The sequence below is a fragment of the Thermoanaerobacterales bacterium genome, assembly GCA_030019475.1.
GTDB lineage: Bacteria > Bacillota > Desulfotomaculia > Desulfotomaculales > JASEER01 > JASEER01.
Map to the genome: position 1 here is coordinate 39147 of JASEER010000010.1, position 23479 is coordinate 62625.

18 protein-coding genes are annotated in these 23479 nt (G+C 65.3%); 17 read left to right on the top strand and 1 reads right to left on the bottom strand.

Features of this window, described 5'->3' with window-relative positions:
- Positions 1–135 precede the first annotated feature (135 nt).
- The 9 genes from QMC81_04305 (at position 136) to QMC81_04345 (ending at position 8302) form a co-directional block, all read left to right on the top strand.
- Positions 136–1296, top strand: coding sequence for a sulfotransferase (locus QMC81_04305; GenBank protein MDI6906699.1), 1161 nt, complete (start codon positions 136–138; stop codon positions 1294–1296).
- A 158-nt stretch (positions 1297–1454) separates the two neighbouring features.
- Positions 1455–2891, top strand: coding sequence for an SLC13 family permease (locus QMC81_04310; protein ID MDI6906700.1), 1437 nt, complete (start codon positions 1455–1457; stop codon positions 2889–2891).
- Between the two features lie 99 nt (positions 2892–2990).
- On the top strand, positions 2991–4436 hold the full coding sequence (locus QMC81_04315) for an ArsB/NhaD family transporter (protein MDI6906701.1): 1446 nt from the start codon (positions 2991–2993) through the stop codon (positions 4434–4436).
- Complete coding sequence (locus QMC81_04320; protein MDI6906702.1) at positions 4421–5173, top strand: sulfite exporter TauE/SafE family protein; 753 nt, start codon at positions 4421–4423, stop codon at positions 5171–5173. The genes QMC81_04315 and QMC81_04320 overlap by 16 nt, the downstream gene beginning before the upstream one ends.
- 55 nt (positions 5174–5228) lie before the next feature.
- Positions 5229–6185 (top strand): hypothetical protein, encoded by a 957-nt coding sequence (locus QMC81_04325; protein MDI6906703.1) that lies wholly within the window; start codon positions 5229–5231, stop codon positions 6183–6185.
- A gap of 15 nt (positions 6186–6200) precedes the next feature.
- Positions 6201–6530 carry an EscU/YscU/HrcU family type III secretion system export apparatus switch protein gene (locus QMC81_04330; GenBank protein ID MDI6906704.1) on the top strand — a complete coding sequence of 110 codons (330 nt, stop codon included), beginning with the start codon at positions 6201–6203 and terminating at the stop codon, positions 6528–6530.
- A complete protein-coding gene (locus QMC81_04335; protein MDI6906705.1) occupies positions 6514–6975 on the top strand; it encodes a ribonuclease HI family protein in 462 nt (153 codons plus the stop codon). The genes QMC81_04330 and QMC81_04335 overlap by 17 nt, the downstream gene beginning before the upstream one ends.
- Positions 6976–7056: 81 nt before the next feature.
- The gene (locus tag QMC81_04340) at positions 7057–7731 is read left to right on the top strand and encodes an NAD(P)/FAD-dependent oxidoreductase (GenBank protein MDI6906706.1); all 675 of its coding nucleotides are present in this window, start codon (positions 7057–7059) and stop codon (positions 7729–7731) included.
- A 61-nt stretch (positions 7732–7792) separates the two neighbouring features.
- Positions 7793–8302, top strand: coding sequence for a DUF2148 domain-containing protein (locus QMC81_04345; protein MDI6906707.1), 510 nt, complete (start codon positions 7793–7795; stop codon positions 8300–8302).
- A 150-nt stretch (positions 8303–8452) separates the two neighbouring features.
- On the opposite strand, the gene fbp is transcribed toward QMC81_04345, so the two are convergent.
- A complete protein-coding gene (fbp, locus tag QMC81_04350; protein MDI6906708.1) occupies positions 8453–9568 on the bottom strand; it encodes a fructose-1,6-bisphosphate aldolase/phosphatase in 1116 nt (371 codons plus the stop codon).
- 179 nt (positions 9569–9747) lie between these two features.
- Between fbp and QMC81_04355 the strand changes: the two genes are divergently transcribed.
- The 8 genes from QMC81_04355 to QMC81_04390 all read left to right on the top strand — a co-directional run.
- Positions 9748–10647 carry an MBL fold metallo-hydrolase gene (locus tag QMC81_04355; GenBank protein ID MDI6906709.1) on the top strand — a complete coding sequence of 300 codons (900 nt, stop codon included), beginning with the start codon at positions 9748–9750 and terminating at the stop codon, positions 10645–10647.
- A gap of 499 nt (positions 10648–11146) precedes the next feature.
- Positions 11147–12109, top strand: a complete 963-nt coding sequence (locus QMC81_04360; protein MDI6906710.1) for a thiamine pyrophosphate-dependent dehydrogenase E1 component subunit alpha — start codon at positions 11147–11149, stop codon at positions 12107–12109.
- A 42-nt stretch (positions 12110–12151) separates the two neighbouring features.
- Positions 12152–13147 (top strand): alpha-ketoacid dehydrogenase subunit beta, encoded by a 996-nt coding sequence (locus tag QMC81_04365; GenBank protein ID MDI6906711.1) that lies wholly within the window; start codon positions 12152–12154, stop codon positions 13145–13147.
- Positions 13148–13377: 230 nt separating this feature from the next.
- Positions 13378–15480, top strand: coding sequence for a 4-alpha-glucanotransferase (malQ, locus tag QMC81_04370; protein MDI6906712.1), 2103 nt, complete (start codon positions 13378–13380; stop codon positions 15478–15480).
- Positions 15477–17333 (top strand): malto-oligosyltrehalose trehalohydrolase, encoded by a 1857-nt coding sequence (treZ, locus tag QMC81_04375; GenBank protein MDI6906713.1) that lies wholly within the window; start codon positions 15477–15479, stop codon positions 17331–17333. The genes malQ and treZ overlap by 4 nt, the downstream gene beginning before the upstream one ends.
- Complete coding sequence (locus QMC81_04380) at positions 17334–19766, top strand: DUF3536 domain-containing protein (protein ID MDI6906714.1); 2433 nt, start codon at positions 17334–17336, stop codon at positions 19764–19766.
- Positions 19766–22543 carry a malto-oligosyltrehalose synthase gene (gene treY / locus QMC81_04385; GenBank protein MDI6906715.1) on the top strand — a complete coding sequence of 926 codons (2778 nt, stop codon included), beginning with the start codon at positions 19766–19768 and terminating at the stop codon, positions 22541–22543. The genes QMC81_04380 and treY overlap by 1 nt, the downstream gene beginning before the upstream one ends.
- Before the next feature lie 17 nt (positions 22544–22560).
- The coding region (locus QMC81_04390; GenBank protein ID MDI6906716.1) for a hypothetical protein at positions 22561–23479 on the top strand (919 nt) is incomplete at its 3' end.

The window sequence follows — 23479 nt, forward strand, 5'->3', positions numbered from 1 at the left end:
ATTCGACCGCTGGACCACACAGAAAATCCGTTTGCAATAGTGGCCCGCAAGTTGGCACGTAAATTGCTAAACGAATGGGGTAGGAGCGTGCACGCCTGATCACCACCTTATTGTGGAAAGGAGACAGTTTGGCGCATGGCAATTATTCTGCCGGAGAAACCCATCTTCGTCATCGGCGCGGAGCGGTCCGGAACCACCCTGCTGATGGCCATGCTTGGCTGCCACCCCCGCATCGCCGTGCCGGAGGTCGGCTGGTTGTGGCCGCGGTTCTACCCCTATCTGTACAGTTACGGAGACCTCAATAACGACGAGAATTTCCGAACCCTGGCCGACGAAATGCTCTTCGGCCTGAACCACGACCTCTGGGGGATGAAGCTCAACCCGCGGACCGCGGTGGACGAAATTGTCGGCATGGTCCGCGAGCGCAGCTTCGCGGGGATCTATTGCGCGATGCATGAGCGGTTCGCGCAGGAACAGGGCAAGCCGCGCTGGGGCCAGAAGACCCCGCACAACCTGTACTTTGTGGGCCCGATCAAGGAGGCCTTCCCCCAGGCCCAGTTTATCTACATCGTCCGCGACGGGCGGGACGCCAGCGTGGACTACCTGGAGTCTTCCTTCGGCCCGATGAACATCTTCTGCGCCGCCGAGAGCTGGAAGATGTGCTGGAACTTCGTGAAACCGTGGCGCGAGAAGCTCACCCCGCAGGGCGACTGGCTCGACGTCAAGTACGAGGACCTGTGCCGCAAGCCGGAAGAGGTCCTGCGCAAGGTCTGCGAGTTCCTCGGCGAAGAGTACTCGACGGCGATGCTGGACTTCTACAAGACCGATATCGGCAAGAACCGGGGTTCCACGCGGGACCACAAGCCGCTGGGCCACGCGGTCAGCGACAGGTATGTCGGCATCTACAAGCGGCTTCTGAGCATCCGCGATCAGCAGGTTTTCGCCGCCGTGGCCGGCAAGGAGCTGGAGGAGGCCGGCTATACCAACGACGTGGAACCGATTGAGATCACGCCGGAGGACGAGGCCCTCTGGCGGGAGAGGGACGGGCGTATCAGGGCGGCCCTCCTGGACGGCACCGAAGGGCACATCCTATTCGAGAGCTACCGCGACTGGCTGGTGGACCAGCGGGAGGCCCGGAGAAGAAGGGGCATCTGGAAAGAGGAGGACGCCGGAAAGGTCTGGCCCGAAGGCGATCCCTACGAGGAACTGATCGTGGGCTTCCGCGCCTGGCGGCAGTGGAAGGAGCATTTCAGCATCAAGAGACAGTATACCCGCAAGGGCAAGGTTGTTCTGTAAGCGCCCGCAAGGCGGCCCACAACTGAATAATGCAGGGCGGATCGGGGTACGGCAGTTAGAAAGGACCCCGTACCCTGATGCGCCTTTCTTTCCGACTGGTTAACTAAGGGGATGGATTACATTGTAGTTATCGGGCCACGAAAGGAGGTCCTCTTCTAATGAACCGTAATGCCATCAAGATTGGCATTGGTCCCGCCCTATATATCCTGGCGCTGTTCATGCCGTTCCTGGGCGACCTGAGCGCCCGGGTGGGCTTCGGCATTCTGGTCTGGGTGGCCTACTGGTGGGTTTCCGGCGCGGTGCCGTTCTTCTGGACAATGACGGTGCCTCTCCTCGGGGCGTCGCTTGTCCCGATCCTGCCGTTGAAGAAGGTCATCCAGACCTACATCGACCCGCTGATCATCTTGATCCTGGCCACCTGCCTGATCTCGGGCGCCTGGATCAAATGGGGTGCGGCCCGCCGGCTGGCCCTGAAGTTCATGAGCCTGACCGGCAACAACGTGCGCAACCAGGTCGTAATGTGGTTCGTCCTGTCGTCCTTGATCAGCTCGGTCGTGGCCGACACGATCACGCCGGTCGCCCTGGCCCCCGTCGTAATCGCCCTCCTGGTCGGGGCCGGCTACGCCACCTATGATGACCGGCTTAAATCAAAATCGGCCGGTAACATCATGATGGCCGTGGCCTGGGGCGCTTCGAACGGCGGCTTCGTCACGCCTCTGGCCGGCGGACAAGCCCTGGTGGTCTACGCCATGCTCCAGGAACAGCTCGGGGCCCCCGTGGACTTTGTCTCATGGTCGATCCGGGCGGTGCTGCCGGTCATCTTCATCACCCTGTGCATCATCCCCTTCCTGCGCTGGGGCCTGAAATATGATGTGGACACCTTCCCGGGGAGCAAGAACATTTATAAGGAAGAGTTGGCCAAGCTGGGGCCGATGAGCAGGGCGGAGAAGGTTTCCCTTTACGGTTTTCTCCTGGGTATCGTGATCGTGTTCGCGGAGCCCCTTTTCCGCGACTACCTGCCGTACAAGATTGAGCCCTCGATCCTATTCCTGCTCATCGCCATTGCAATGTTCCTCATCCCGGCGAATAAGAGCGGAGAAAAGGTGCTCAGCGAGGACATCATCAAGAAGTACTTCCCGATCAACGCCCTGGTCATCTGGCCGACGGCCATCGCTATGGCCCGCATCCTTGAGGAAAGCGGGGCGACGGCCGTGATCGGTACCTGGCTCGCGCCCCTGGCGACGGCGTCCGCCGGGGTGGCGCTGGCCGGCTTCACCGGGGTGGCCGGCTTGATGACGCAGTTCAGCACCAATACGGCGGCCAACGCCGTGGTCGTGCCGATCGCCATTCAGACCATGAAGGCGGCGGGGCAGAACATCATCCCGTGGATCTACGCCGTCGGCAGCATGGGCGCCCTCGGCTACGCCGTGGTCTCGGCCAACGGCGGGATGGCGGTCCTGGCGGGCTACGGGATGGACATCAAGCGCCTGTTCTACAACGGGATGATCATCGCCGCCATCGCCTTTGCGGCCAACTGGGTGTTCTGGTACACGGTGATGTTTGTCCTGAAGCTGGCCTTCTACCAGACGACCTAGCCGGAGCGACACCTGTATAGTTGCTTTGCGCCCCTTAGTAATCCGCCCGCAGGCCCGTAAAGAGGGGGCCTGCGGGCCTTTTTAAACGGAGGGTGAGTCATGAACGAACACCTGCAGGTGGCCCTGGCTACCGGCGTCTTCCTGATAACCTATGCCCTGATTGTCTCCGAGAAGGTCCACCGCGCCGTGGCGGCTTTCTGCGGCGCCGCGGTCGTGGTGCTGGCCGGGATTCTGACCCCCGAGGGCGCCGTGGAGGCCGTCGACTGGAATACCGTGGGCCTCCTGGTCGGGATGATGATCATCGTCGGCGTCACCAGAGAAACCGGCGTCTTTGAATACCTGGCCATCAAGGCCGCCAAGGCCGCGAAGGGCCGGCCCCTGGCCATTCTGGCCTCTCTGGCGGCGGTGACGGCCCTTCTCTCGGCCTTCCTGGACAACGTCACCACCGTCCTGCTGATTGTCCCGGTGACCTTCGCCATCGCCCGGAAGCTTAACGTAAGCCCCCTACCCTTCCTGGTCACCGAGATTCTGGCCTCGAACATCGGGGGCACGGCGACGCTCATCGGGGACCCGCCGAACATCATGATCGGCAGCGCCACCCACCTGGGGTTCCTGGACTTTGTCATCAACCTGACCCCGGTGATTGTTCTGATCCACGTCACGACGATCTTCATCCTGCAACTGCTCTTCCGGCGGCGGCTGCAGGTTCCGGATGCGGTACGGGAACAGATCTTTGAACTGGACGAGACCGCCGAGCTTAAAGACTTGGTCCTTCTGCGGCGCTGCCTGGCGGTTATCGGCCTGGTGATCGCCGGCTTCCTGCTGCACCAGGCCCTGCACCTCGAGTCCAGTGTCGTCGCCCTCACGGGGGCGAGCCTTCTGCTCCTCGTCACCCGGGCCGAGCCCGAACACCCCCTGCAACAGGTGGAGTGGCCGGTGATCTTTTTCTTTATCGGCCTGTTCGTCGTGGTCGGCGCCCTGGAAGAGGTCGGCGTGATCGAGGCCCTGGCCCGTTTCACGGTGGACTTCACGGGCGGGGTGATCGTGCCGACCGGGATGCTGATCCTGTGGATCTCGGCCCTGGCCTCGGCCTTCGTGGATAACATCCCGTTCGTGGCGACGATGATCCCTCTCCTGAAAGGCGTGGGACAACTCGGGGGCCTGGGGAACTATGACATGAACTTCCTCTGGTGGTGTCTCTCCCTGGGGGCCTGCCTCGGGGGCAACGGGACGATCATCGGGGCTTCGGCCAACGTCGTCGTCGTGGGGATGGCCGAGAAGCGCGGCCTGCCGATCACCTTCCTGGGCTTTATGAAGGTCGCCTTCCCGCTGATGCTGCTGTCAATTGCCATCAGCACGGCATATATGTACCTGTGGTACGTCTTCCCCACGGGACCCGTCCTGGCCCTGGTGCTTGGGGTTGCGGTGGCCGCCGGCGCGGTGATGTGGGTCCTCTCCCGCCCGTTGGTGACGGCCGGTGAAGCCCGTGGCGCGTTGGACCGGGCGGCCGGGGAGGAAGGGATGCCGCCTTGCCCGAAGGCCTGACGGCGGCCGTCATTCTCTTCTGCACCGCCCTGGTGTCGGGGACGGCCGGGTTCGGCTTCGCCATGCTGTCTCTGACTTCACTCTCCCTGTTTTTTGACCCCCGTACGGCCGTGGCCTTCATGGCCGTACATACCCTGACCCAGAACATCGTCCAGCTGACCGGCCTGCGCCGCTACTGCCGCTGGCGGGAACTGGCGCCGTTGCTGGCTGCCGCGGTCCTCGGGGTGCCCGCCGGGGCGCTTTTTCTGAAGACCATGGACCCGGTCCTGATCCAGCGCTCCCTGGGGCTGGTGGTCATCGCTTTCGTCCTTACCTCGTTGGCACGGTCCCGCAAGGGGGCCGTGCCGGCGGGCTTTCAAGTCCCGGACCGGCGCCCCCGGACCGAGGCCGTCTGGCGCGTCTTAACCGGGCTGAGCGGCGGGGTCCTGATGGGGGCCTTTCTCTCCGGGGGCCCGCCCCTCGTGATGTACTCGCTGTGGAAGGGCGGGAGCAGGTTTTCCATCAAGGCCGCTCTTCAGGCCTTTTTCCTGTTTTGCAACGCTTATGCCCTGGCCCTTTATGCCCTTTCGGGCCTCCTGACGGAGCGCGTCCTGCGCGGCAGCGTCGCTCTCCTGCCCTTCACCCTCGGCGGCACCCTCATCGGCATGTACCTTTTCCAGCGGATGCCCTCCCCGGTTTTCCGCAAGCTCCTCCTCGTCCTCCTGGCCCTGGTCGGCGTTACGCTCCTCGTCAAGTGAAGTCTCCCCTGGAATGGAAGGAAGTCCCGCACCGCGGGACGAAATGCATTATACTATGATCAACCCGATCGTTCTGAGCCCGAAGGCCTGGCTGGACCTGACCCTGCTCCTGCGCCCCGGGCAGGTGGTCCGCCTGGTGGTCGTGGAGGCGGCGCATGACGGGGCCATCGTCAGCCTTGGGGGCCGCCTCTTCCGGGCCGAAGGGGAATTGCCCGCCCGGCCGGGGGAGGCCTTTACGGCCCTCGTGGAGAGCGCCGCCCCGCATGAGATCAGGGTGCGGCCGTTGCCGGCCGGCGGCACGCGGGAAGCGGCCGGCCCGACGGGAGACCTGCTGCGGGCTCTGGAACTGCCGTCTGGAAGGGAAAGCGAACACGTGGTGCGGGAACTGCTTCGCCAGCGGCTTCCGGTGGCCCGCGAGACAGTGTTGCGCCTCCTGGCCGAGATGCGCGGGGTGCCGGAGCAGGAACGCGCGGCCTGGGTCTCCTCCCGCGTGTGGCTCGAAAGCCTGGGCTGGGAGCGGCCGGAACACCTGCGCGCCGCCCTGGAGTACCTTCTGGGCCGTGCCTCCGCCACCCCCGAGGGGCACGAGGCCCTGAACCGCGCCCAGCCTCCGACTGGTCAGGATCCGGTCTACGTGTTGAGCCTCAACGGGGGAGAGCGGTTCAACGGGCAGGTCTTTGTGCGCCGCGGGGGGCAAGGGAAACCGGGGGCCGGCCGGGAGACGGCCGTACGCCTGGTGGTGCGCCTGGAAACCAGGTCCCTCGGCGAGGTGTGGTGCCGCCTGGACCTGGACGGCGGCGGCCTGGCGGCCCGTATCTGCCTGGCGGACGAGCAGGCGGCTGAGAGGGCGCGGGCGGCGACGCCGAACCTGGAGCGGTTGCTGGCGGGGACGGGATATGCCGTCCGGGGGGTGGCCGTGGAACGGCGCCGCGTAACTGGCCCTGCGGAACTATTGTTTGACGGCGGGGAAGGGAAGCAGGCCCTTTACCGGCCGCTTGACGCCCGGGTTTAGACGGGGGCGGGGCAAGTGACGATAAGGAGTACGGGATCCGGGGATAAACAGAGTGGTTCCGGGCGCCCGCGCGCCGCGGCCGCCCTGCGCTACGACCCGGGGAGCGACAACGCCCCGCGGGTTGTGGCCGCGGGGCGGGGGAGGCTGGCCGAGGAAATCGAGGCGCGGGCCCGGGAGGCCGGGGTGCCGGTCTACCGGGACGCCGGCCTGGCCTGGACATTGACCGGGCTCGGGATCGACCGCGAGGTGCCGCCCGCCCTCTACGAGGCGGTGGCGGCGGTCATCGCCTGGGTCTACGCATTGGAGGAGAAGAATGGGGAGCGAGCGGATGCGCGTGGTGATTGAGATCGACGGCGGCAGCCGGGGAAACCCCGGGCCGGCGGCCGCCGCCCTGGTCGTGCGCGACGGGGATGACGGGCGGGTGCTGGACGAGAAGAGCTGGTATCTGGGGGAAACGACCAACAACGTCGCCGAGTGGACGGCGCTTGAGAACGCGGTGAGATACCTGGCCGCCGTGGCGGCCAAGCACGGTCCGGTGCAGGCGCTCATCCGCGCCGACAGCGAGCTGGTGGTGCGCCAGTTCAACGGGGCCTACCGTATCAAGCAGCCCCATCTCCAGGAGATCGCCCTCGGCATCCGCGATTTCCTGCAGCGTCACCCGGAGGTCAGTGTGCGCCTTGTGCACGTGCCGAGGGAAGAGAACAAGCGCGCCGACGCCGGGGTGAACCGTGAACTGGACCGGTTTCAAAAGAACAGCAAGGTTAAGAAAGGGGTCAGGCACTTTTCTTAAAGGTACTTTTATAATCAAAATAGTTTTAAGTTAGGGGTCTGACCCCTTTCTTAACAAGACGGGATAAAGGAGGTCTCAAGTATGCCGGAACAGCATGACGTGCCGCCGCGGGGAGCCTTTCTGCAGCGCGACCGGGAGACCTACGCCATCGCGCCCCGCATGGCGCCGGCCGGAATCCTGGACGTGGCCGCCCTGCGGCGGCTGGCCGATGTCGCCGAGCGGTTCAACATCCCGATCATCAAGATCGGCAACGCCCAGCGCATCGTCCTCGTCGGCCTCAAGGCGGAGCAGGTCGAGCCCGTCTGGGAGGCGCTGGGCATGGAGCCCGCTCCCGCGGTGGGGCCCTGCGTGCATTACGTGGCAGGCTGCCCGGGGACGGTTGCCTGCCGCTACGGGCAGCAGGACGCCCTCGGGCTGGCCGGGGAGATCGACCGCCGCCACATCGGCGAGGGGGAGCTGGCGGCCAAGTTCAAGATCGGTGTCTCCGGCTGCCCGTTCAACTGCTGCGAGTCCTGGCTGCGGGACTTCGGCGCCTTCGGCAAGAGCAAGGGCTGGACGGTGATTGTCGGGGGACGGGCCGGGATGCGCCCGCGCATCGGGGACAAGCTGGCCGAAAACGTGAGCGCGGAAGAGGTAATGGATCTGCTGCGGCGCACCATCGCCGCTTACAAAGAACTCGGCCGGAAGGGCGAGCGCCTGGGGACGACCATCGAGCGGGTCGGCTTCGAGGAGTTCCGGAAGCTGATCGACGCCTGAAGCAAGAACCAGGACTTCTTGGAGCAAGGGGAGGGGCAATGTCTTGCAGGGTACAGTGAGGATGGTTGGGCATCTCATGGCCCTCGCCGCCCGCACGGCGCCGAAGGCCCTGGGGCAGGACTATCTTGCGCTGCGGGTCGTCGACGGCCCGGAACTGGACCGGCTCGCCGGGGAAATGGCGGCCTACGGGGCCGAAACCGGCAAGAAGGACTGGGACCGGGACGGAGACAACATCCGCCGCTCGGACGCCGTGCTGCTCATCGGCCTGGCCGACCCCAAAACCGCCGGCCTAAACTGCGGGGCCTGCGGGGTGAGCCGCTGCGAGGACCTGGCCCGCCGCGAAGGGCCGGAATTCGCCGGCCCGGTCTGCGCGTGGCGCCTGATCGACCTGGGCATCGCCGCCGGCTCGGCGGTCAAGACGGCATCAATCCTCAACGTGGACAACCGCGTCATGTACCGCGTGGGGGTGGCCGCCCGGCGCCTGGGCCTCATCCAGGCCGACATCGCCCTGGGCATCCCCCTTTCCGCCACCGGCAAAAACATCTACTTCGACCGCGCCCCCAAAACCTGAAGTTTTAAGTTAAGGGTCAGGCACTTTACTTAAATCGCTCAGACTTTTAAGTAAAGTGCCTGACCCCTTACTAAAATCGAGCGGAAGGCAAAGAAGGCCGGCGCGATAGCGCCGGCCTTCTTTGCAGCGGTGGTGCTAGGGGTGCGGGGTTTACTCCGCCTTCTTCTCCTTCTTGTGCGGCACCACGAAGCGGTCCTTCAGCTTCTCCATTACCTGCGGCATTGTCGTGTATTCCATTTCATCCAGGTGCAGCCGGTGCGGCTCGAAGGGGCCCAGGCGGCGCATAAAGTCGGCGATCCGGGTCGCCTCCCGGCGCGCTTCGTCGAAGGCCGGGTCGTTGAACATGTCCTGCGGGCCGACGAGCTTGCCCTCGGCGAGTTGGAACCCGAGGCAGATCACGCGCGGCGGACCGTCAAAGCGGGTCGGGCGGGCCTCCCGCTGCGCGACGGGCATCAGCGGCCCGCTGTGGGAGCCGCGCATCCAGCCGGAGACCAGGTGCGGGTGGGCGTAGGCCTCCAGGACCTCGCCGACGGCGGGATAGCCGCTCTGGCAGCGGACGATACAGACCGGGTCGTCCTTGCCGACGTAGCGCCCGGCCATCAGGTTCAGGCGCTGGGTGCTGGAAACGGCCGCGATCTGACCGGTGCCGCGGTGGAAGATGCGCTTGATGCAGTAGCGCCCCGGAGCACCGATGAAGATCAACATATCATAGATCTCCTCGGGGGCGGAGAAGATGATCTTCTTATTGTCGATCAGGTCGCGCACCTCGAAGTTGAAGCCGCAGTGCATGTTCGGGTCGATGACCAGGCCGATGGTGTTGAAGGGATCGGCGAAGATCTTGTAAAGGGGCAGGTTCCAGGCCCCCGGCTCGGTTTTGTCCGCCATGAAGATGAGGATCGGCTCGCTCTTGCGCTCCTCGACCTCCATCTCGGCGACGCCCGGCCCCATGCCCTTGATGTTCCCGGAAAAGGCGTCGGCAAGAAGGTCCTGCCCGGCGCCGTAAAGCTTCAGCTTCTTGGCCACCTCGGTGCAGGCGATGAAGGTGTCCCAGGCCAGCTGGTGGATCTCGCCGCAGTTGCGGCCCAGCTCGTGGGTCAGGATGAGGTTGATGTCGTCACCGACGCTGGTGACGTGAAAGTCAATCAGAAGCGGGCTCCCCGAGAGAATGCCGCGGGCTTTTTCCAGGAGTTCGGGGTGGACCGCGGAATGCCCCACGAACCCGCCGACATCGGCTTTAATTACCGAGACAGTAATCTTCCTGCTCACTTGGTTCTCCTCCCCCAAAGATGGTGGTATACTATTTCTATGCTACGTGGCAATATCCTCCCGGATGCCACCTTATTTTTTACACACTTAATCCATTTTGGGCTGATTTCTGCTCATTTTGACCATTATGGCCAGCATATTGGCTTGACCTGGACAAACGGGCAAATGGAGGAATTGTCTTGGCTCTTGAGCTTCAAAACGTTCGGGGAAAGACGTATTGCCTCCGGGGTCCGGTGAATGTCGGGGTTTACGACCGGGGCGACGGGACCTGCCTTCTCATCGACACCGGACTGGACGAGAGCAGCGGCCGGAAGGTATTGCGCATCCTCAAGGACGCCGGGCTCACCCCGGCGGCCGTTATCAACACCCATTCACACGCCGACCACTGCGGCGCCAACCGGTTCATCAAGAAGCGCACGGGCGCCGAAGTCTGGACCAGCCCCCTGGAACGCCCCTTCATCGAGCATACCGCGCTCGAAACCTTCTACCTGTTTTCCGCCGTCCCCCCGCGCGAGATGCGGACCAAGTTCCTGATGGCCCAGCCGTGCCCGGTGGACGGGGTGCTGGCGCCGTGTGCACAGGAAGTAGCAGGCGTGGAACTGGAGGTCCTCGACCTTGCCGGACACTCCCCCGGACAGATCGGCGTCGCGACCCCTGACGGCGTTCTGTTCGCGGCCGACGCCTTTTTCTCCACGGATGTCATCGAGAAATACCGTCTCCCTTACACCGCGGACGTGGGGGCGGCGTTGGAAACCATTGCCAAGCTGGAGGAGACCGCCTATGCCTGTTACGTGCCGGGGCATGGCGAACCGGTCGAGGATCCCCGGGAGGCCCTGGCGGCCAACCGGGCCGTGACGGAGAGCATCGCCGGGCTGGTAGTGGAAATCGCGGGCCGCGACGGCCGCGCGCGGGAAGAAATAATGAAGGAAATCGTACGGCGGAAGGAGATAACGCTCCATCCCGAACAGTACCTCCTGGTCTTTGCCACTGTCTCCGCCTACCTGGGACACCTGGCGGACACCGGCCGCCTGCAGACCAGGTACGACGACGGGGAACTGCTCTGGGCGGCGGCCGGCTGACGGCCAAGCGGGGCAAAACTGGGAAAGCCGCCGTCCGGTGTGTGCCCCGTCTTGGATCGGCAACAACAATTCAAACCTTGACAGGGACCGCGTGGGAGGCGGTCCCTATGTTGGGCAGCCTCGCTACACGACCTATGTCTTCTTCCGCCAGTTTATGATCCTGCTGACGAACAGCCAGAACAATCCGCCCACCAGCAGATAGACGACGGCGGCGGTGAAAACCCCGGGATCCCATCGATGCATCACTATCGGCCCGATCAGGAGGGCGAAACAAACGGCGCCCCCCAGCTTAAAGAAACCTTCCAGCGCGACCCTCTATGACCCGTGGCGCCCGAAAAAGACTCCGGGGAAGGACGGTCTTTGGTAAGCGGTCAACCCCTCGAGGAGGGGTGGCCTTTCCCCGGAAACCAAGTCCTTATAAACTTTTCTGATTTGCATCGCGGAACCTGCTCTGGGGTCTCCTGAGATGACTTTAACGTGTTAGGAGGGGGAGATTTCCATGATCACCAGTACGAAAAAGATCGACCTTCTCGAATCCATGCTCCTGGTTCGCCGTTTCGAAGAAAAGCTGACCGAGATGAGCCGCGCCGGGGAGCGTATAGCCGGGATGGTCATCCTCTGCACGGGGCAGGAGGCGGTCGCCGCCGGTGTCTGTCGCGCCCTGGAGCCGGAGGACGTGATCATCAGTAATCACCGTAGCCATGGCCACCTCTTGGCCAAGGGCGCTCCCCCGGGGCCGGTAATGGCTGAGATCCTGGGTCGAAGGACCGGCTGCAACAAGGGGAAGAGCGGCACCCTGCACATCGCCGTGCCGGAGGTGAACGCGCTTTGCACCACGACCGTGGTCGGGGGCGGCATTCCGATTGCCGTGGGGACGGCTTTCGCCGCTCAATACCAGCGGCGTCCGGTTGTTACGACTTGTTTCTTTGGCGACGGTGCCGCCGACGAGGGCAGTTTTCACGAGGCTTTGAACCTGGCCGCCCTCTGGCATCTGCCGGTGATCTTTGTTTGTGAAAACAACGCCTGGGCCGGCGCTCAGCGTCACGAAGAGCACACCCTGGTGCAGGACATCGCCACCCGGGCACTCGGCTACGGCATGACCGGCCATGTAGTGGACGGCAATGACGCCGTAGCCGTCTACGAGGCTACGCGGGAGGCGCGGCGCCGTTGCTTGGAGGGTAAAGGCCCGGTGTTACTCGAGATGAAAACCTACCGCTGGCGGGGACATAGCGAATTCGACCGGCAGCTTTATCAGCCCAAGGAAGAGATCGCGGCTTGGATGGAGCGCTGTCCCATCAAGCTGCTGCAGGAGGCCCTGCTCGCCGAAGGCGTCTTGACATACGCTGTGGTGGCGGAGATGGAGGACAGGGCGCGCCGGACGGTGGAGGAGGCGGTTGCTTTCGCCATGAACAGCCCGTGGCCGGAACCTGAAGAGGCACTGGAAAACGTCTTTTGTGACTAATGTGGACTAAGGGACGCTTGGGACAGGAGGAGGTTAATCAACGTGCAACAACTGACCTTCGGCGAGGCGGTTCGTCAGGCTTTGGTCGAGGAGATGCGGCGCGACCCCGCCGTTTTCCTGGCCGGGGAAGGGGTAGGCGTGAGTATTCATGACAACCCCAAGGCCCCGACATACGGCCTCTTGCAGATGTTCAGCCCGGAAAGGGTAAAGGATACGCCGGTCTCGGAGGCGGCCATCGCCGGGCTGGCCGTGGGCGCCGCGGTGATGGGCCTGCGCCCCGTCGTCGAGATAATGTTTAGCCCTTTCCTGACCATTGCCTCCGACCAGATTGTCAACCATGCGGCCAAACTGCGATATCTCTCGGGAGGAAAAAGTCGCTTTCCCCTGGTGGTGAGGGTCAAGGCGGGCAGCGGTGCCGGCGCCGGTTGCCAGCACATACACAACCTGGAGGCCTGGATGGCGCACTGCCCGGGATTGAAGGTCGTCTTTCCTTCTACCCCCGGGGACGCCAAGGGTTTGCTGAAGACGGCGATTCGGGACGACAACCCCGTAATTTTCTTTGAGGACATGGTCCTCGGGCTTGTTCCCGGCCCGGTGCCCGGCGAAGAGGTTGAGCACCTGGTCCCGATAGGTAAGGCGGACGTGAAGCGGCTTGGCCGGGACGTGACGATCGTCGCCTGGGGGAGGCCGGTCCTGGAAGCCCTCAAGGCGGCGGAACAACTGGCGGCTGAAAACGGGGTGGAGGCCGAGGTCCTGGATCTGCGCACCCTGGCTCCACTTGACAGGGACGCCCTTCTACGTTCGGTGCGTAAGACCGGGCGGCTGGTGGTTGTTCATGATGCTAATAAAACGGGGGGGTTCGGCGCGGAGATTGCCGCTACCGTCGCGGAGGAGGCCTTTCCGTCACTGAAAGCCCCCATCCGCCGCGTGGCGGCGTTGGATATCCCTGTCCCTTTCAGCCCCCCGTTGGCGCAGTACGGCATACCCGACGCGGCCCGGATTATTACGGCGGTGAAAGAGCTCGTCAATTTGCATTGACTGTGTGGGTATAAACAACAGTTCAATGCACATCACCATCTGATACGCTCTGGATGAGCCATCTCAATCTTCCACCCTTTTACCCTTGCAGACTGGGGGTCGGCTTAACCCTGGTTTACAGGTTTGGAAGTTTGAGATGGCTCACTTTTGGATTATCAAACACAGCCTTGTCCGTTTCATGGGGGCGCCGCTCATAGGAGCCATAAGCGGCCGGGAATAATGTCATTACTATGGATTTGCTTCACCGGCTCGCAGGGCTTTACGGGATAGAAATACCCCCGGAAAACACGGCGGGTTGCGCGGCGCGGGAGCCGCACGTGCTGCTGGAGGCCCTGAAGGCGCTGGGCGCCCCGGTCGAGACTCTGGCCGACGTGCCCCGGGCGCTCCGGGAACGCCGCCTGATGAGATGGCGGCGTTCCTGTGAACCGGTGGCCGTGGCGTGGGACGGGGAACCCGCCCGCCTGGAACTGCGGCTTCCGGCGGGACGGGCGGACGGTACGGCCGAGTGCCGGCTGGACCTTGAGGACGGCCGGGGCATACACCTGACCTGTAACCTGGACCGTTTGCCCGCAGTGAAGGCCGCTTCGGTGGACGGTGAAAGATACGAGGCCCGCCGGTTGACCCTGCCCCCCGGGCTGCCCTGGGGATACCACCGGCTGACTCTCCGCCTGCCCGGCGGAATACGGGAGACGCTGCTCATCTCCGCTCCCCGGAGGGTCTATGTTCCGCCTGCCGGGCGTGAGGCCGGCATCTGGGGATGCTTTCTTCCCCTTTATGCTCTCCGTTCCGGGAGAAACTGGGGCGCGGGCGATTTCACCGACCTGGAACACTTGCTGCGGTGGTGCCGCAAGGTGGGGGCCGGTATGGCGGGTACCCTTCCGCTCCTGCCCGCCTTTCTGGACGAGCCCTTCGACCCCAGCCCCTACGCGCCGGTCAGCCGCCTGTTCTGGAACGAGTTTTACCTCGACGTGACGTGCGTCCCGGAGGTCCGGAGGTGCCGTGAGGCACGGGAACTGCTGGATTCCCCGGAGTTCCGGCAGGAGATCGACGCCCTCCGCGAGGCGCCGCTGGTGGACTACCGGCGGGTGATGGCCGCCAAGCGGGCCGTCCTGGAACGCTGCGCCCGGCGCTTTTTCACCGAGGGTGCCCGGCGACAGGCGGACTTGTGGCACTGGGTTGACGAAAACCCCGGGGTCCGGGACTACGCCCGTTTCCGCGCCGCCGTAGAGCACCGGGGGACCGGTTGGCCGGCTTGGCCCGAACGGATGCGGGCGGGGGACCTCCGGGAGGGGGACTATGACGCGGAGGCCGAACGCTACCACCTGTACGTCCAGTGGCTGGCCGAGGGCCAGTTCGGCGAGCTGTTACGGGCGGCACGGCGCTCCGGGCAAAAACTGTACCTTGACTTCCCGCTGGGCGTAAGGGCCGACGGGTACGACGTCTGGCGGGAGCGCAAGGCCTTTGCCCTCGGGGCCAGCGCCGGGGCGCCGCCCGATCTCTTATGCGGCGAGGGCCAGGTCTGGGGCTTTCCCCCGCTGCACCCGGAGCGCATCCGGGAGCAGGGGTACCGTTACTACATTGCCGGCCTGCGCCACCACATGGAGCATACCGGTGTCCTGCGCCTGGACCATGTTATGGGCCTGCACCGCCTCTACTGGGTGCCCAGGGGGCTCACGGCCCGCGAGGGCGTCTATGTCCGCTACCGGGCCGAGGAGTTCTACGCCATCCTGGCGCTGGAGTCCAGGCGGCACCGTACCCTGATCGTCGGGGAAGACCTGGGCACCGTTCCCGGCTACGTAAGGCCGGCTATGGCCAGACACAACGTCCTGGGCATGTACGTCCTGCAGTTCGAGACCGCCGCCGACCCGCGCCGGGCGCTGCGGCCCGTCCCCGCCGCCGTTCTGGCATCCCTGAACACCCACGATACGCCGCCGTTCGCCGCCTTCTGGCAGGCCAAAGACATTCGGTCCAAGCTGGCTCTGTCCGCTTACCTCTACCGCCTGGGCCGGCTGGACGTTCTCACGGTAAAGGCGAGACCGGTGTTGCGGGCGTGCCTGGCGCACCTGGCGGCGAGCCCGTCCCGGGTCCTACTGGTCAACCTGGAGGACCTCTGGCTGGAGACCGAGCCCCAGAACGTTCCCGGCACCGGGGACGATAACCTCAACTGGCGGCGGAAGGCGCGTCGCTCCCTTGAAGACTTCCGCTGCGATCCCGAAGTGCTTGCGCTCCTGCGCACGGTGGCCGGCCTCCGGGCCGGCGCCGGGGCGTGGCTGCGCCGGCTTTCCCGGGCCACCGGGGAGCGGGTGTTGCGCCGGGGAGGCATCAGCCCGTGACCGCCGGGCCGCGTCTGGGCGCCGTCTACCTGGGGGACGGATGCTGCCGGTTTTGTGTCTGGGCGCCCCGCGCCGCGTTCGTAGCGGTCAGTGTCGTTGCGCCTCGCAAGTTCCAGGTGCCGCTGGCCCGCGGGGATCGGGGCTACCATTACGGTACGGTCGATGGGGTGGAGCCGGGCAGTCTTTACTTCTATCTCCTTGAGGGACAAGACGGGCCAAAGGAACGGCCGGACCCCGCCTCGCGGTACCAGCCCCGGGGCGTCCACGGCCCTTCGCAGGTTGTGGATCCGCGGGGTTTCGCCTGGTCGGACCGGTGCTGGTTCGGCCCGGCGCAGGACGGCCTGGTCTTTTACGAACTGCACGTGGGCACCTTCACCCCCGAGGGGACCTTCGACGCCGTAATTCCCTACGTTGAGGAACTGAAAGACCTGGGCGCCACGGCCCTGGAACTGATGCCGGTGGCCCAGTTCCCCGGGGAGCGCAACTGGGGATATGACGGGGTTTACCCCTTCGCCGTCCAGGACTCCTACGGCGGGCCCGACGGCCTGCGGCGCATGGTGGACGCCTGTCACCGGCAGGGGCTGGCCGTGTTCCTTGACGTTGTCTACAACCACCTGGGGCCCGAGGGGAACTACCTGGCGGACTTCGGTCCCTACTTCACCGACCGCTACCGTACCCCCTGGGGCGACGCGCTCAACTTCGACGGGCCGCACGCCGACGAAGTCCGGCGCTTCTTCATTGAAAACGCCCTCTACTGGATCCGGGACTTCCATATCGACGGGCTGCGGCTGGACGCGGTGCACGCCATCACCGACAAGGCGGCGCTGCCCTTCCTGGAGGAACTGGGTGCCGTGGTGCACCGGGAGGCTGAGCGGCTGGGCCGACGGGTCTACGTCGTCGCCGAGAGCGACCTGAACGACGCCCGCCTGGTAAGGCCGCGCGCCCTCGGCGGCTACGGCCTTGACGCCCAGTGGAGCGACGACTTCCACCACTCCCTGCACAGCCTGCTTACGGGGGAGAGGAACGGCTACTACCGGGACTTCGGCGCCCTCGAGCACCTGGCCAAGGCCTTCCGCCAGGGCTACGTTTACACCGGCCAGTATTCCTCTTTCCGGAAACGACGGCACGGCGGACCGGGCCCGGGCAAGGCGCGGCGGCTTGTCGTTTACGCCCAGAACCACGACCAGGTGGGCAACCGCGCGCGGGGCGAGCGGCTGTCCACACTTGTCCCTTTCGACGCCCTGAAACCGGCGGCCGCGGTGGTCCTGCTTTCCCCGTTCATTCCTCTCCTGTTTATGGGGGAAGAATACGGGGAGACGGCGCCCTTTCAATACTTCACCAGCCATTCCGACCCGTCCCTGGTAGAGGCGGTACGCGAGGGGCGCCGGGCCGAATTCGCCGACTTTATGGAGGAAGGCGAGGTGCCGGACCCCCAGGACGAGGCCACCTTCCGCCGTTCCCGGCTGAACCGTGACCTGCTCCGGCTGGAGCGGCACCGGGCGCTGCGGGCGTTTTACCGCGAACTGCTGACGCTGCGCCGGGAGATGCCGGCGCTGGCCGGACGGGACCCGGACGGCCTGGAGGTATCGGCGCACGAAAAGGCAAGGGTGCTGTTCGTCCGCCTCCGGGCCGGGGGGGACGAGGTGTGCCTGATCCTTTCCTTTAATTATGGACCGGTGTCACCGACCCTGCCCGTCCCCCCCGGCCGGTGGCGCAAATGCCTGGACGCCGCCGAGGAACGCTGGCTGGGAGACGGGGGCACGGTGCCGGACACACTGGTGTCGATAGGAGAGGTCCGGTTTGCGCTGGGCCCCTGGGCCTGCCTCCTATTACAACGCGTGGGGGAGTCGTAGATGGAACGGAGCATTTGCATTCACGGCCACTTCTACCAGCCGCCGCGGGAGAACCCCTGGCTGGAGGACATCGAACTCCAGGATTCGGCCTATCCCTACCACGACTGGAACGAGCGCGTCACTGCCGAGTGTTATGAACCCAACACGGCATCCCGCATCCTCGACGGCGAGGGCTGGATCAGGAACATTGTCAACAATTACGCCAGGATCAGTTTCAATTTCGGTCCCACGCTGCTTTCCTGGATGGAAAAAAAGGAACCCGAGGTGTACCGGGCCATCATCGAAGCCGACCTGCAGAGCCGAAAGAAGTTCTCCGGGCACGGCTCGGCCTTCGCCCAGGCTTACAACCATATGATCCTGCCCCTGGCCAACGGGCGTGACAGGTATACCCAGGTCGTCTGGGGGATTAAGGACTTCGAGCATCGCTTCGGCCGGAAGCCGGAAGGGATGTGGCTGCCGGAGACGGCGGTCGACCTGGAGACGCTCAAGATCATGGCCGAGCAGGGCATCAAGTTCACCGTCCTGGCCAACTACCAGGTAAAACGCGTGCGCAAGATCGATGGCGGAGAATGGCGGGACGTCCTGCCCGGCGGAGCGGACACGAAGATGCCCTACGTGGTTCACCTGCCCGGGACTGACAAAACGATCAGCGTCTTTCTCTACGACGGGGAAGTGGCTCGTGCCGTGGCCTTCGAAAAGCTGCTCTACAGCGGGGAACACTTCGCGCAGCGCCTGGCCGGGGCCTTTGACGACCGGCGCGAGCCGCAGCTCGTGCATATCGCCACCGACGGCGAGACGTACGGACACCATCACCGGCACGGGGACATGGCCCTGGCCTACGCCCTGGACCTCATCGAGACCAAGGGGCCGGCGCGCCTGACCAACTACGCGGCGTACCTGGAGCAGCACCTGCCGACCTACGAGGCGGAGATCAACGAGTACACCTCGTGGAGCTGTTTCCATGGCGTCGAACGGTGGCGGAACGATTGCGGGTGCAATTCCGGGATGCACCCGGGCTGGAATCAGGCCTGGCGCCGCCCCCTGCGCGACGCTCTGGACTGGCTGCGTGACCACCTGGCCCCGCAGTACGAGGAAAAGGCGGCCCGCTACCTCAAAGACCCCTGGGAGGCGCGCAACGCCTACATAGAGATTATCCTGGACCGCTCGCGCGACAACGTCACGCGGTGGATTGAAGAGCATGCGGCCCGGAACCTGGACCCCGGCGAGCGGATTACGGTCTTAAAGCTTCTGGAACTGCAGCGCCACGCCATGCTGATGTACACCAGTTGCGGGTGGTTCTTCGACGAGATCTCGGGGATCGAGACGGTGCAAGTGATCAAGTACGCGGCCCGCGTCGTCCAACTGGCCCGGGAACTCTTCGGTACCTCGCCCGAGCCCCGGTTCCTGGAGATCCTGGCCGGCGCCGGGAGTAACATCCCCCAGTTCAAGGACGGGGCGAACATCTATCACCGGCTCGTCAAGCCGGCGATGGTCGACCTGCTCAAGGTGGGGGCGCATTACGCCATATGCTCGCTGTTTGAGTCCTACGACGACCATTCCCGCATTTACTGTTACAACGTCCACCGGGAAAACTACCAGATCAGCCTGGCGGGCCGGGCGACCCTCTCCCTGGGTCGTGTGCGGGTGACCTCGGAGATCACCCACGAGTCGGCGCCGGTCGTCTACGGGGTGGTCTACTTCGGCAACCACAACACCGGCGGGGGCGTCCGTTATTTCCAGGGCGAAGAGGCCTATCAGGCGATGGTCAAGGAACTGACCGGGGCCTTCAACCGCGCCGACTTCGCCGAAGTCATCAGGCTCATCGACCATCACTTCGAGGGTGCGACCTATACCTTACGGCAGCTCTTCAAGGACAAGCAGCGGGAGGTCCTGGACACCATCCTCGAGACCACACTGAAAGAAGCGGCGGCGGATTACCGGCGGATCTACGACCGGCACGTGGGGCTGATACGCTTCCTGAGGGACCTGGACATCCCCCGGCCCAAAGCCCTCTCTACGGCCGCCGAGTTCGTGCTGAACACCAGCCTGCGCCGCGCCCTGGCCGGGGAGCCGCTCGACTTTGAACAGGTCCGCGCTCTCCTTGCCGAAGTCGAGATGGCCGACGTTCCCCTGGACAAGGAAGGCCTGAGCTTCGTCCTGGAGCAAACCCTGGAGAAAATGGGGGACGAGCTGCGGGCCCGGCCCACCGACCAGGCCGTCATCGCCGACCTGGACGCGGCGGTGGGGCTCGTGCGCTCCCTGCCCTTCGAGGTCGACCTTTGGAAGGTGCAAAACGTCTACTTCCGGCTGCTGCAGACGATCTACCCGGACTTCAAGAAGGCCGCCGCCGAGCAGGGCGACGACGAGGCCGAGGCCTGGGTGGAGGGGTTCTGCGAGCTTGGGGAGAAACTGCGCATCCGGGGATGCCGGTGATGGGCGGCGCGCGCATCCCGGCGGCCACCTACCGCCTGCAGTTCAACGAGGGCTTCCGCTTCCGGGACGCCGCGGCGCTGGTCCCCTACCTTGCGGCCCTCGGGATTACCGACCTCTACGCATCGCCCCTCCTGCAGGCGAGGCGGGGCAGCCCGCACGGGTACGACGTCACCGACCCGACCCGGGTGAACGAGGCCCTGGGGGGCGGGGAAGGCTTCGCCCTGCTGGCGGATGAACTGCAACGGCACCGGATGGGCCTGTTGCTGGACATCGTCCCCAACCACATGGCCGCGAGCAGCGAGAACCCCTGGTGGCGGGACGTCCTGCGGAACGGCCCCGACTCGTCCTACGCGGACTTCTTCGATATCGACTGGCGGCCTCTCCGCCCGGGGCTGCACGGCAAAGTCCTGCTCCCCGTCCTCGGGGCGCCCTACGGCCGCGTCCTGGAAAGCGGGGAGGTCAAGCTCGTGCTGGCCGAGGACGGCCTCTGGGCGGCGTACCGTGAGCACCGCATGCCGCTTAGCCCGGCTTCCTTCCGCCGGCTGGCGGCCGGATGGGCGGCCGGGTTGCGGGACGCCCTGGGGCCCGGGCATACGGCGGGGGCGGCCATGATGGAGATCGTTAACCGGCCTTGCGGTGACGCCGCGAAGAGCCTGTGGCGCCTGTACGCGACATCCCCGGAGATAAAAGCGTTCCTTGACGAGAACCTGCGGCTTCCGGCGGATGACCTCGACCGTCTGCTGGCGGAGCAGTCCTACCGGCTCGCCTACTGGCGGGCGGGGAGTGAGGAACTCAACTACCGGCGGTTCTTCGACGTCACCGACCTGGCCGGCGTCCGCATGGATGACGAAAAGGTCTTTGAGGCCACCCATGCCCTGGTGTTCGAACTGGTCCGCCGGGGAACGGTCACCGGGCTGCGGATCGACCACATCGACGGTCTGTCCGACCCCCGCGCCTACCTTCGGGCCCTCCAGGGACGCCTGGCACGCCCGGACGGTGATCACAGCTTTTACATTGTAGTGGAAAAAATCCTGGGCCAAGGGGAAGAACTGCCCGGAGACTGGCCGGTGCACGGCACCACGGGCTACGACTTTCTCAACCTGGTGAACGCTATCTTCGTGGACGGGGACGGGGCGGCCGAGCTGGACGCGCTGTACGCGCGGTTCGCCGGGGTCCGGACCGGCTTCGACCGGCTGGTCTATGAGCAAAAGAAGCGCGTCATGGACCTCCTTTTCCCCGGCGAGGTGCGGGCGCTGGCCTGGCGGCTGGGCCTCCCGGCCGAGGGCGACCGGCACGGCCGTGACCTCACGCTGTGGGAGCTGGAGCGGGCGCTGGTCGAGGTGACCGCCTGCCTGCCGGTCTACCGCACCTACATAGACGGGTTTACGGTGGCCGAGCACGACCGCGATTACATCGAGCACGCCGTGGAGGAAGCCGTCCGCCGGAACCCGGCCGTGACCCGCGCCGCCGGCTTCCTCCGGCGGGTGCTGCTGTTGCGGTTTCCGCCCGGCCTCACGGCGGAGCAACGAAGGCTGTGGCTGGACTTCGTAATGCGCTGGCAGCAGTTCACCGGCCCGGCCATGGCCAAGGGGTTTGAAGATACCGCGCTGTACATTTACAACCGGCTGGTGTCCCTCAACGAGGTGGGGGGCGAACCGGCGTCCCGGGGGATCCCGGTGAGGGAGTTCCACCGCCGCAACGCGGCGCGGGGCAGGCGGTGGCCGCATGCCCTGAACGCCACCTCGACGCACGATACCAAGCGGAGCGAGGATGTCCGGGCGCGGATCAACGTCCTGTCGGAGATCGCCGGGAACTGGGCGGCGCGGGTGGAACGCTGGTCCCGGTGGAACAGCGCCCGGAAGCCGGTGGTCGACGGAGCACCCGTCCCCGACGGGAACATGGAACTTCTCGTCTACCAGACGCTGATCGGCGCCTGGCCCCTGCGCGAAGGCGAGGTTCCCGCCGTCAAGGAACGGTTTCTTAACTACCTGGTCAAGGCCGCCCGGGAGGCCAAGGTCCACACGGGCTGGCTCGATCCCGACGACGGATACGAAAAGGCCCTGCAGGCCTTCGCCTCGTCCATCCTGGAGCCGGACTCGGGTAACCGGTTCCTGGATGACTTTAGGGAGTTCCAGCGGGTCACCGCCTTTTACGGCGCCCTGAACTCCCTGGCCCAGGTCCTGCTGAAGGCCGCCTCCCCCGGGGTGCCCGACTTTTACCAGGGCACCGAACTCTGGAACCTGTCCCTGGTCGACCCGGACAACCGGCGGCCGGTGGACTTCGGCCTGCGGGCCCGGCTCCTGGCGTCCCTGATGGAAGAAGAGGCCCTAGGCCGGCGCGCCCTGGTTGAAAAGCTTCTTTCCGGCTGGGACGACGGCCGGGTAAAGCTGTACGTGACCTACAAAGCCCTCGCTTTCCGCCGGGCGCATGCCGCGCTGTTTGCCGAAGGCGAGTACATCCCCCTGGATGCCGCCGGACCGGCGGGGGAGCACGTCTGCGCCTTCGCCCGCCGCCATGGGGACGGCTGGGCCCTGGTGGCGGTGCCCCGTCTGGCGGCGCGCCTCCGGCTCAGGGGGGTTCCGGGGAGCGGCGGGCTTCCCGAAACCGCCTTCCCCCTGGGTGAGGCGGCGTGGGGGGACACCGCGCTCCTCCTGCCCGAGGGCGCGCCCGGCCGCTGGCATAACATTTTTACCGGGGAAAAGGTGGCGGGCGAATGTCTCCGGGTCGCCGACCTGCTGAGGCATTTTCCCGTGGCCCTGTTGGGTAAAGATAAATGAGAAGGAGGGGGCCGGGCGTGGGCGTATTGAGGCTCGATGATTATGAAAGCGCGGCGGGCAGCGCGGTGCTTGGGGAGATCCGGGCGCTGGGGGAAAGGCTGCGGGGTTACAGCCTCCTGCACATCAACTCCACCCGGGTGGGCGGGGGCGTGGTCGAGATCCTCAACTCCCTGGTGCCCCTGATGCAGGAGGTCGGGCTCACGGCCAGGTGGGCGGTGCTCAAAGCCCCCCCGGAGTTTTTTAACACCACCAAACAGTTTCACAACGGCATGCACGGCCAGGAGGTCCACATCACCGGCGAGATGCTGGAGAGCTACCTGGCCACCGCCCAGGACAACCGGCACCTGCTGGATGAAGGGGCCGATCTCGTAGTCATTCACGACCAGCAGCCGCTGGGCCTCACCGCCTTCCGTGGGGACAGCGATGCCCGCTGGATGTGGTACTGCCACATAGACCCCCGGCCCGCCGTTCCGGCGGTATGGTACTTCCTGGCGCCCATGGCCGCCGCCTGTGACGTCGCCGTCTTCCACCTGCCGGAGTACGCCCGCGACCTGCCGCTGCTGCAGTATTTCATGCCGCCGGCCATCGATCCCCTTTCCGAAAAGAACAGGGATGTCTCCCAGGAAGAGTACGAGGCGGTGCTGCAGCGGCTGGGAGTGGACCCGGAAGGACCGCCGGTCATCCTGCAGGTGTCCCGCTTCGACCGGCTGAAGGACCCGGTGGGCGTGATCGACGCCTTCCGGATGGTACGGGAGCACATGCCCTGCCGCCTGATCCTCGCCGGGGGCGGGGCCGACGACGACCCGGAGGGGATGGTCGTCCTCAACGAGGTGCGCAACCTGGCGGAGGGCGACCCGGATATCACGGTGCTGGCCCTGAGCCCGGACGCCAACCTGGAGATCAACGTCCTGCAGCGGCGCGCCGACGTCATCGTGC

What these genes read in the sequence shown, in the direction of transcription:
- QMC81_04305 (MDI6906699.1), top strand. Translation starts at nt 136, where the DNA reads ATGGCAATTATTCTGCCGGAGAAACCCATCTTCGTCATCGGCGCGGAG.
- QMC81_04310 (MDI6906700.1), top strand. Translation starts at nt 1,455, where the DNA reads ATGAACCGTAATGCCATCAAGATTGGCATTGGTCCCGCCCTATATATC.
- QMC81_04315 (MDI6906701.1), top strand. Translation starts at nt 2,991, where the DNA reads ATGAACGAACACCTGCAGGTGGCCCTGGCTACCGGCGTCTTCCTGATA.
- QMC81_04325 (MDI6906703.1), top strand. Translation starts at nt 5,229, where the DNA reads ATGATCAACCCGATCGTTCTGAGCCCGAAGGCCTGGCTGGACCTGACC.
- QMC81_04335 (MDI6906705.1), top strand. Translation starts at nt 6,514, where the DNA reads ATGCGCGTGGTGATTGAGATCGACGGCGGCAGCCGGGGAAACCCCGGG.
- QMC81_04340 (MDI6906706.1), top strand. Translation starts at nt 7,057, where the DNA reads ATGCCGGAACAGCATGACGTGCCGCCGCGGGGAGCCTTTCTGCAGCGC.
- QMC81_04345 (MDI6906707.1), top strand. Translation starts at nt 7,793, where the DNA reads ATGGTTGGGCATCTCATGGCCCTCGCCGCCCGCACGGCGCCGAAGGCC.
- QMC81_04360 (MDI6906710.1), top strand. Translation starts at nt 11,147, where the DNA reads ATGATCACCAGTACGAAAAAGATCGACCTTCTCGAATCCATGCTCCTG.
- malQ (MDI6906712.1), top strand. Translation starts at nt 13,378, where the DNA reads ATGGATTTGCTTCACCGGCTCGCAGGGCTTTACGGGATAGAAATACCC.
- QMC81_04380 (MDI6906714.1), top strand. Translation starts at nt 17,334, where the DNA reads ATGGAACGGAGCATTTGCATTCACGGCCACTTCTACCAGCCGCCGCGG.
- treY (MDI6906715.1), top strand. Translation starts at nt 19,766, where the DNA reads ATGGGCGGCGCGCGCATCCCGGCGGCCACCTACCGCCTGCAGTTCAAC.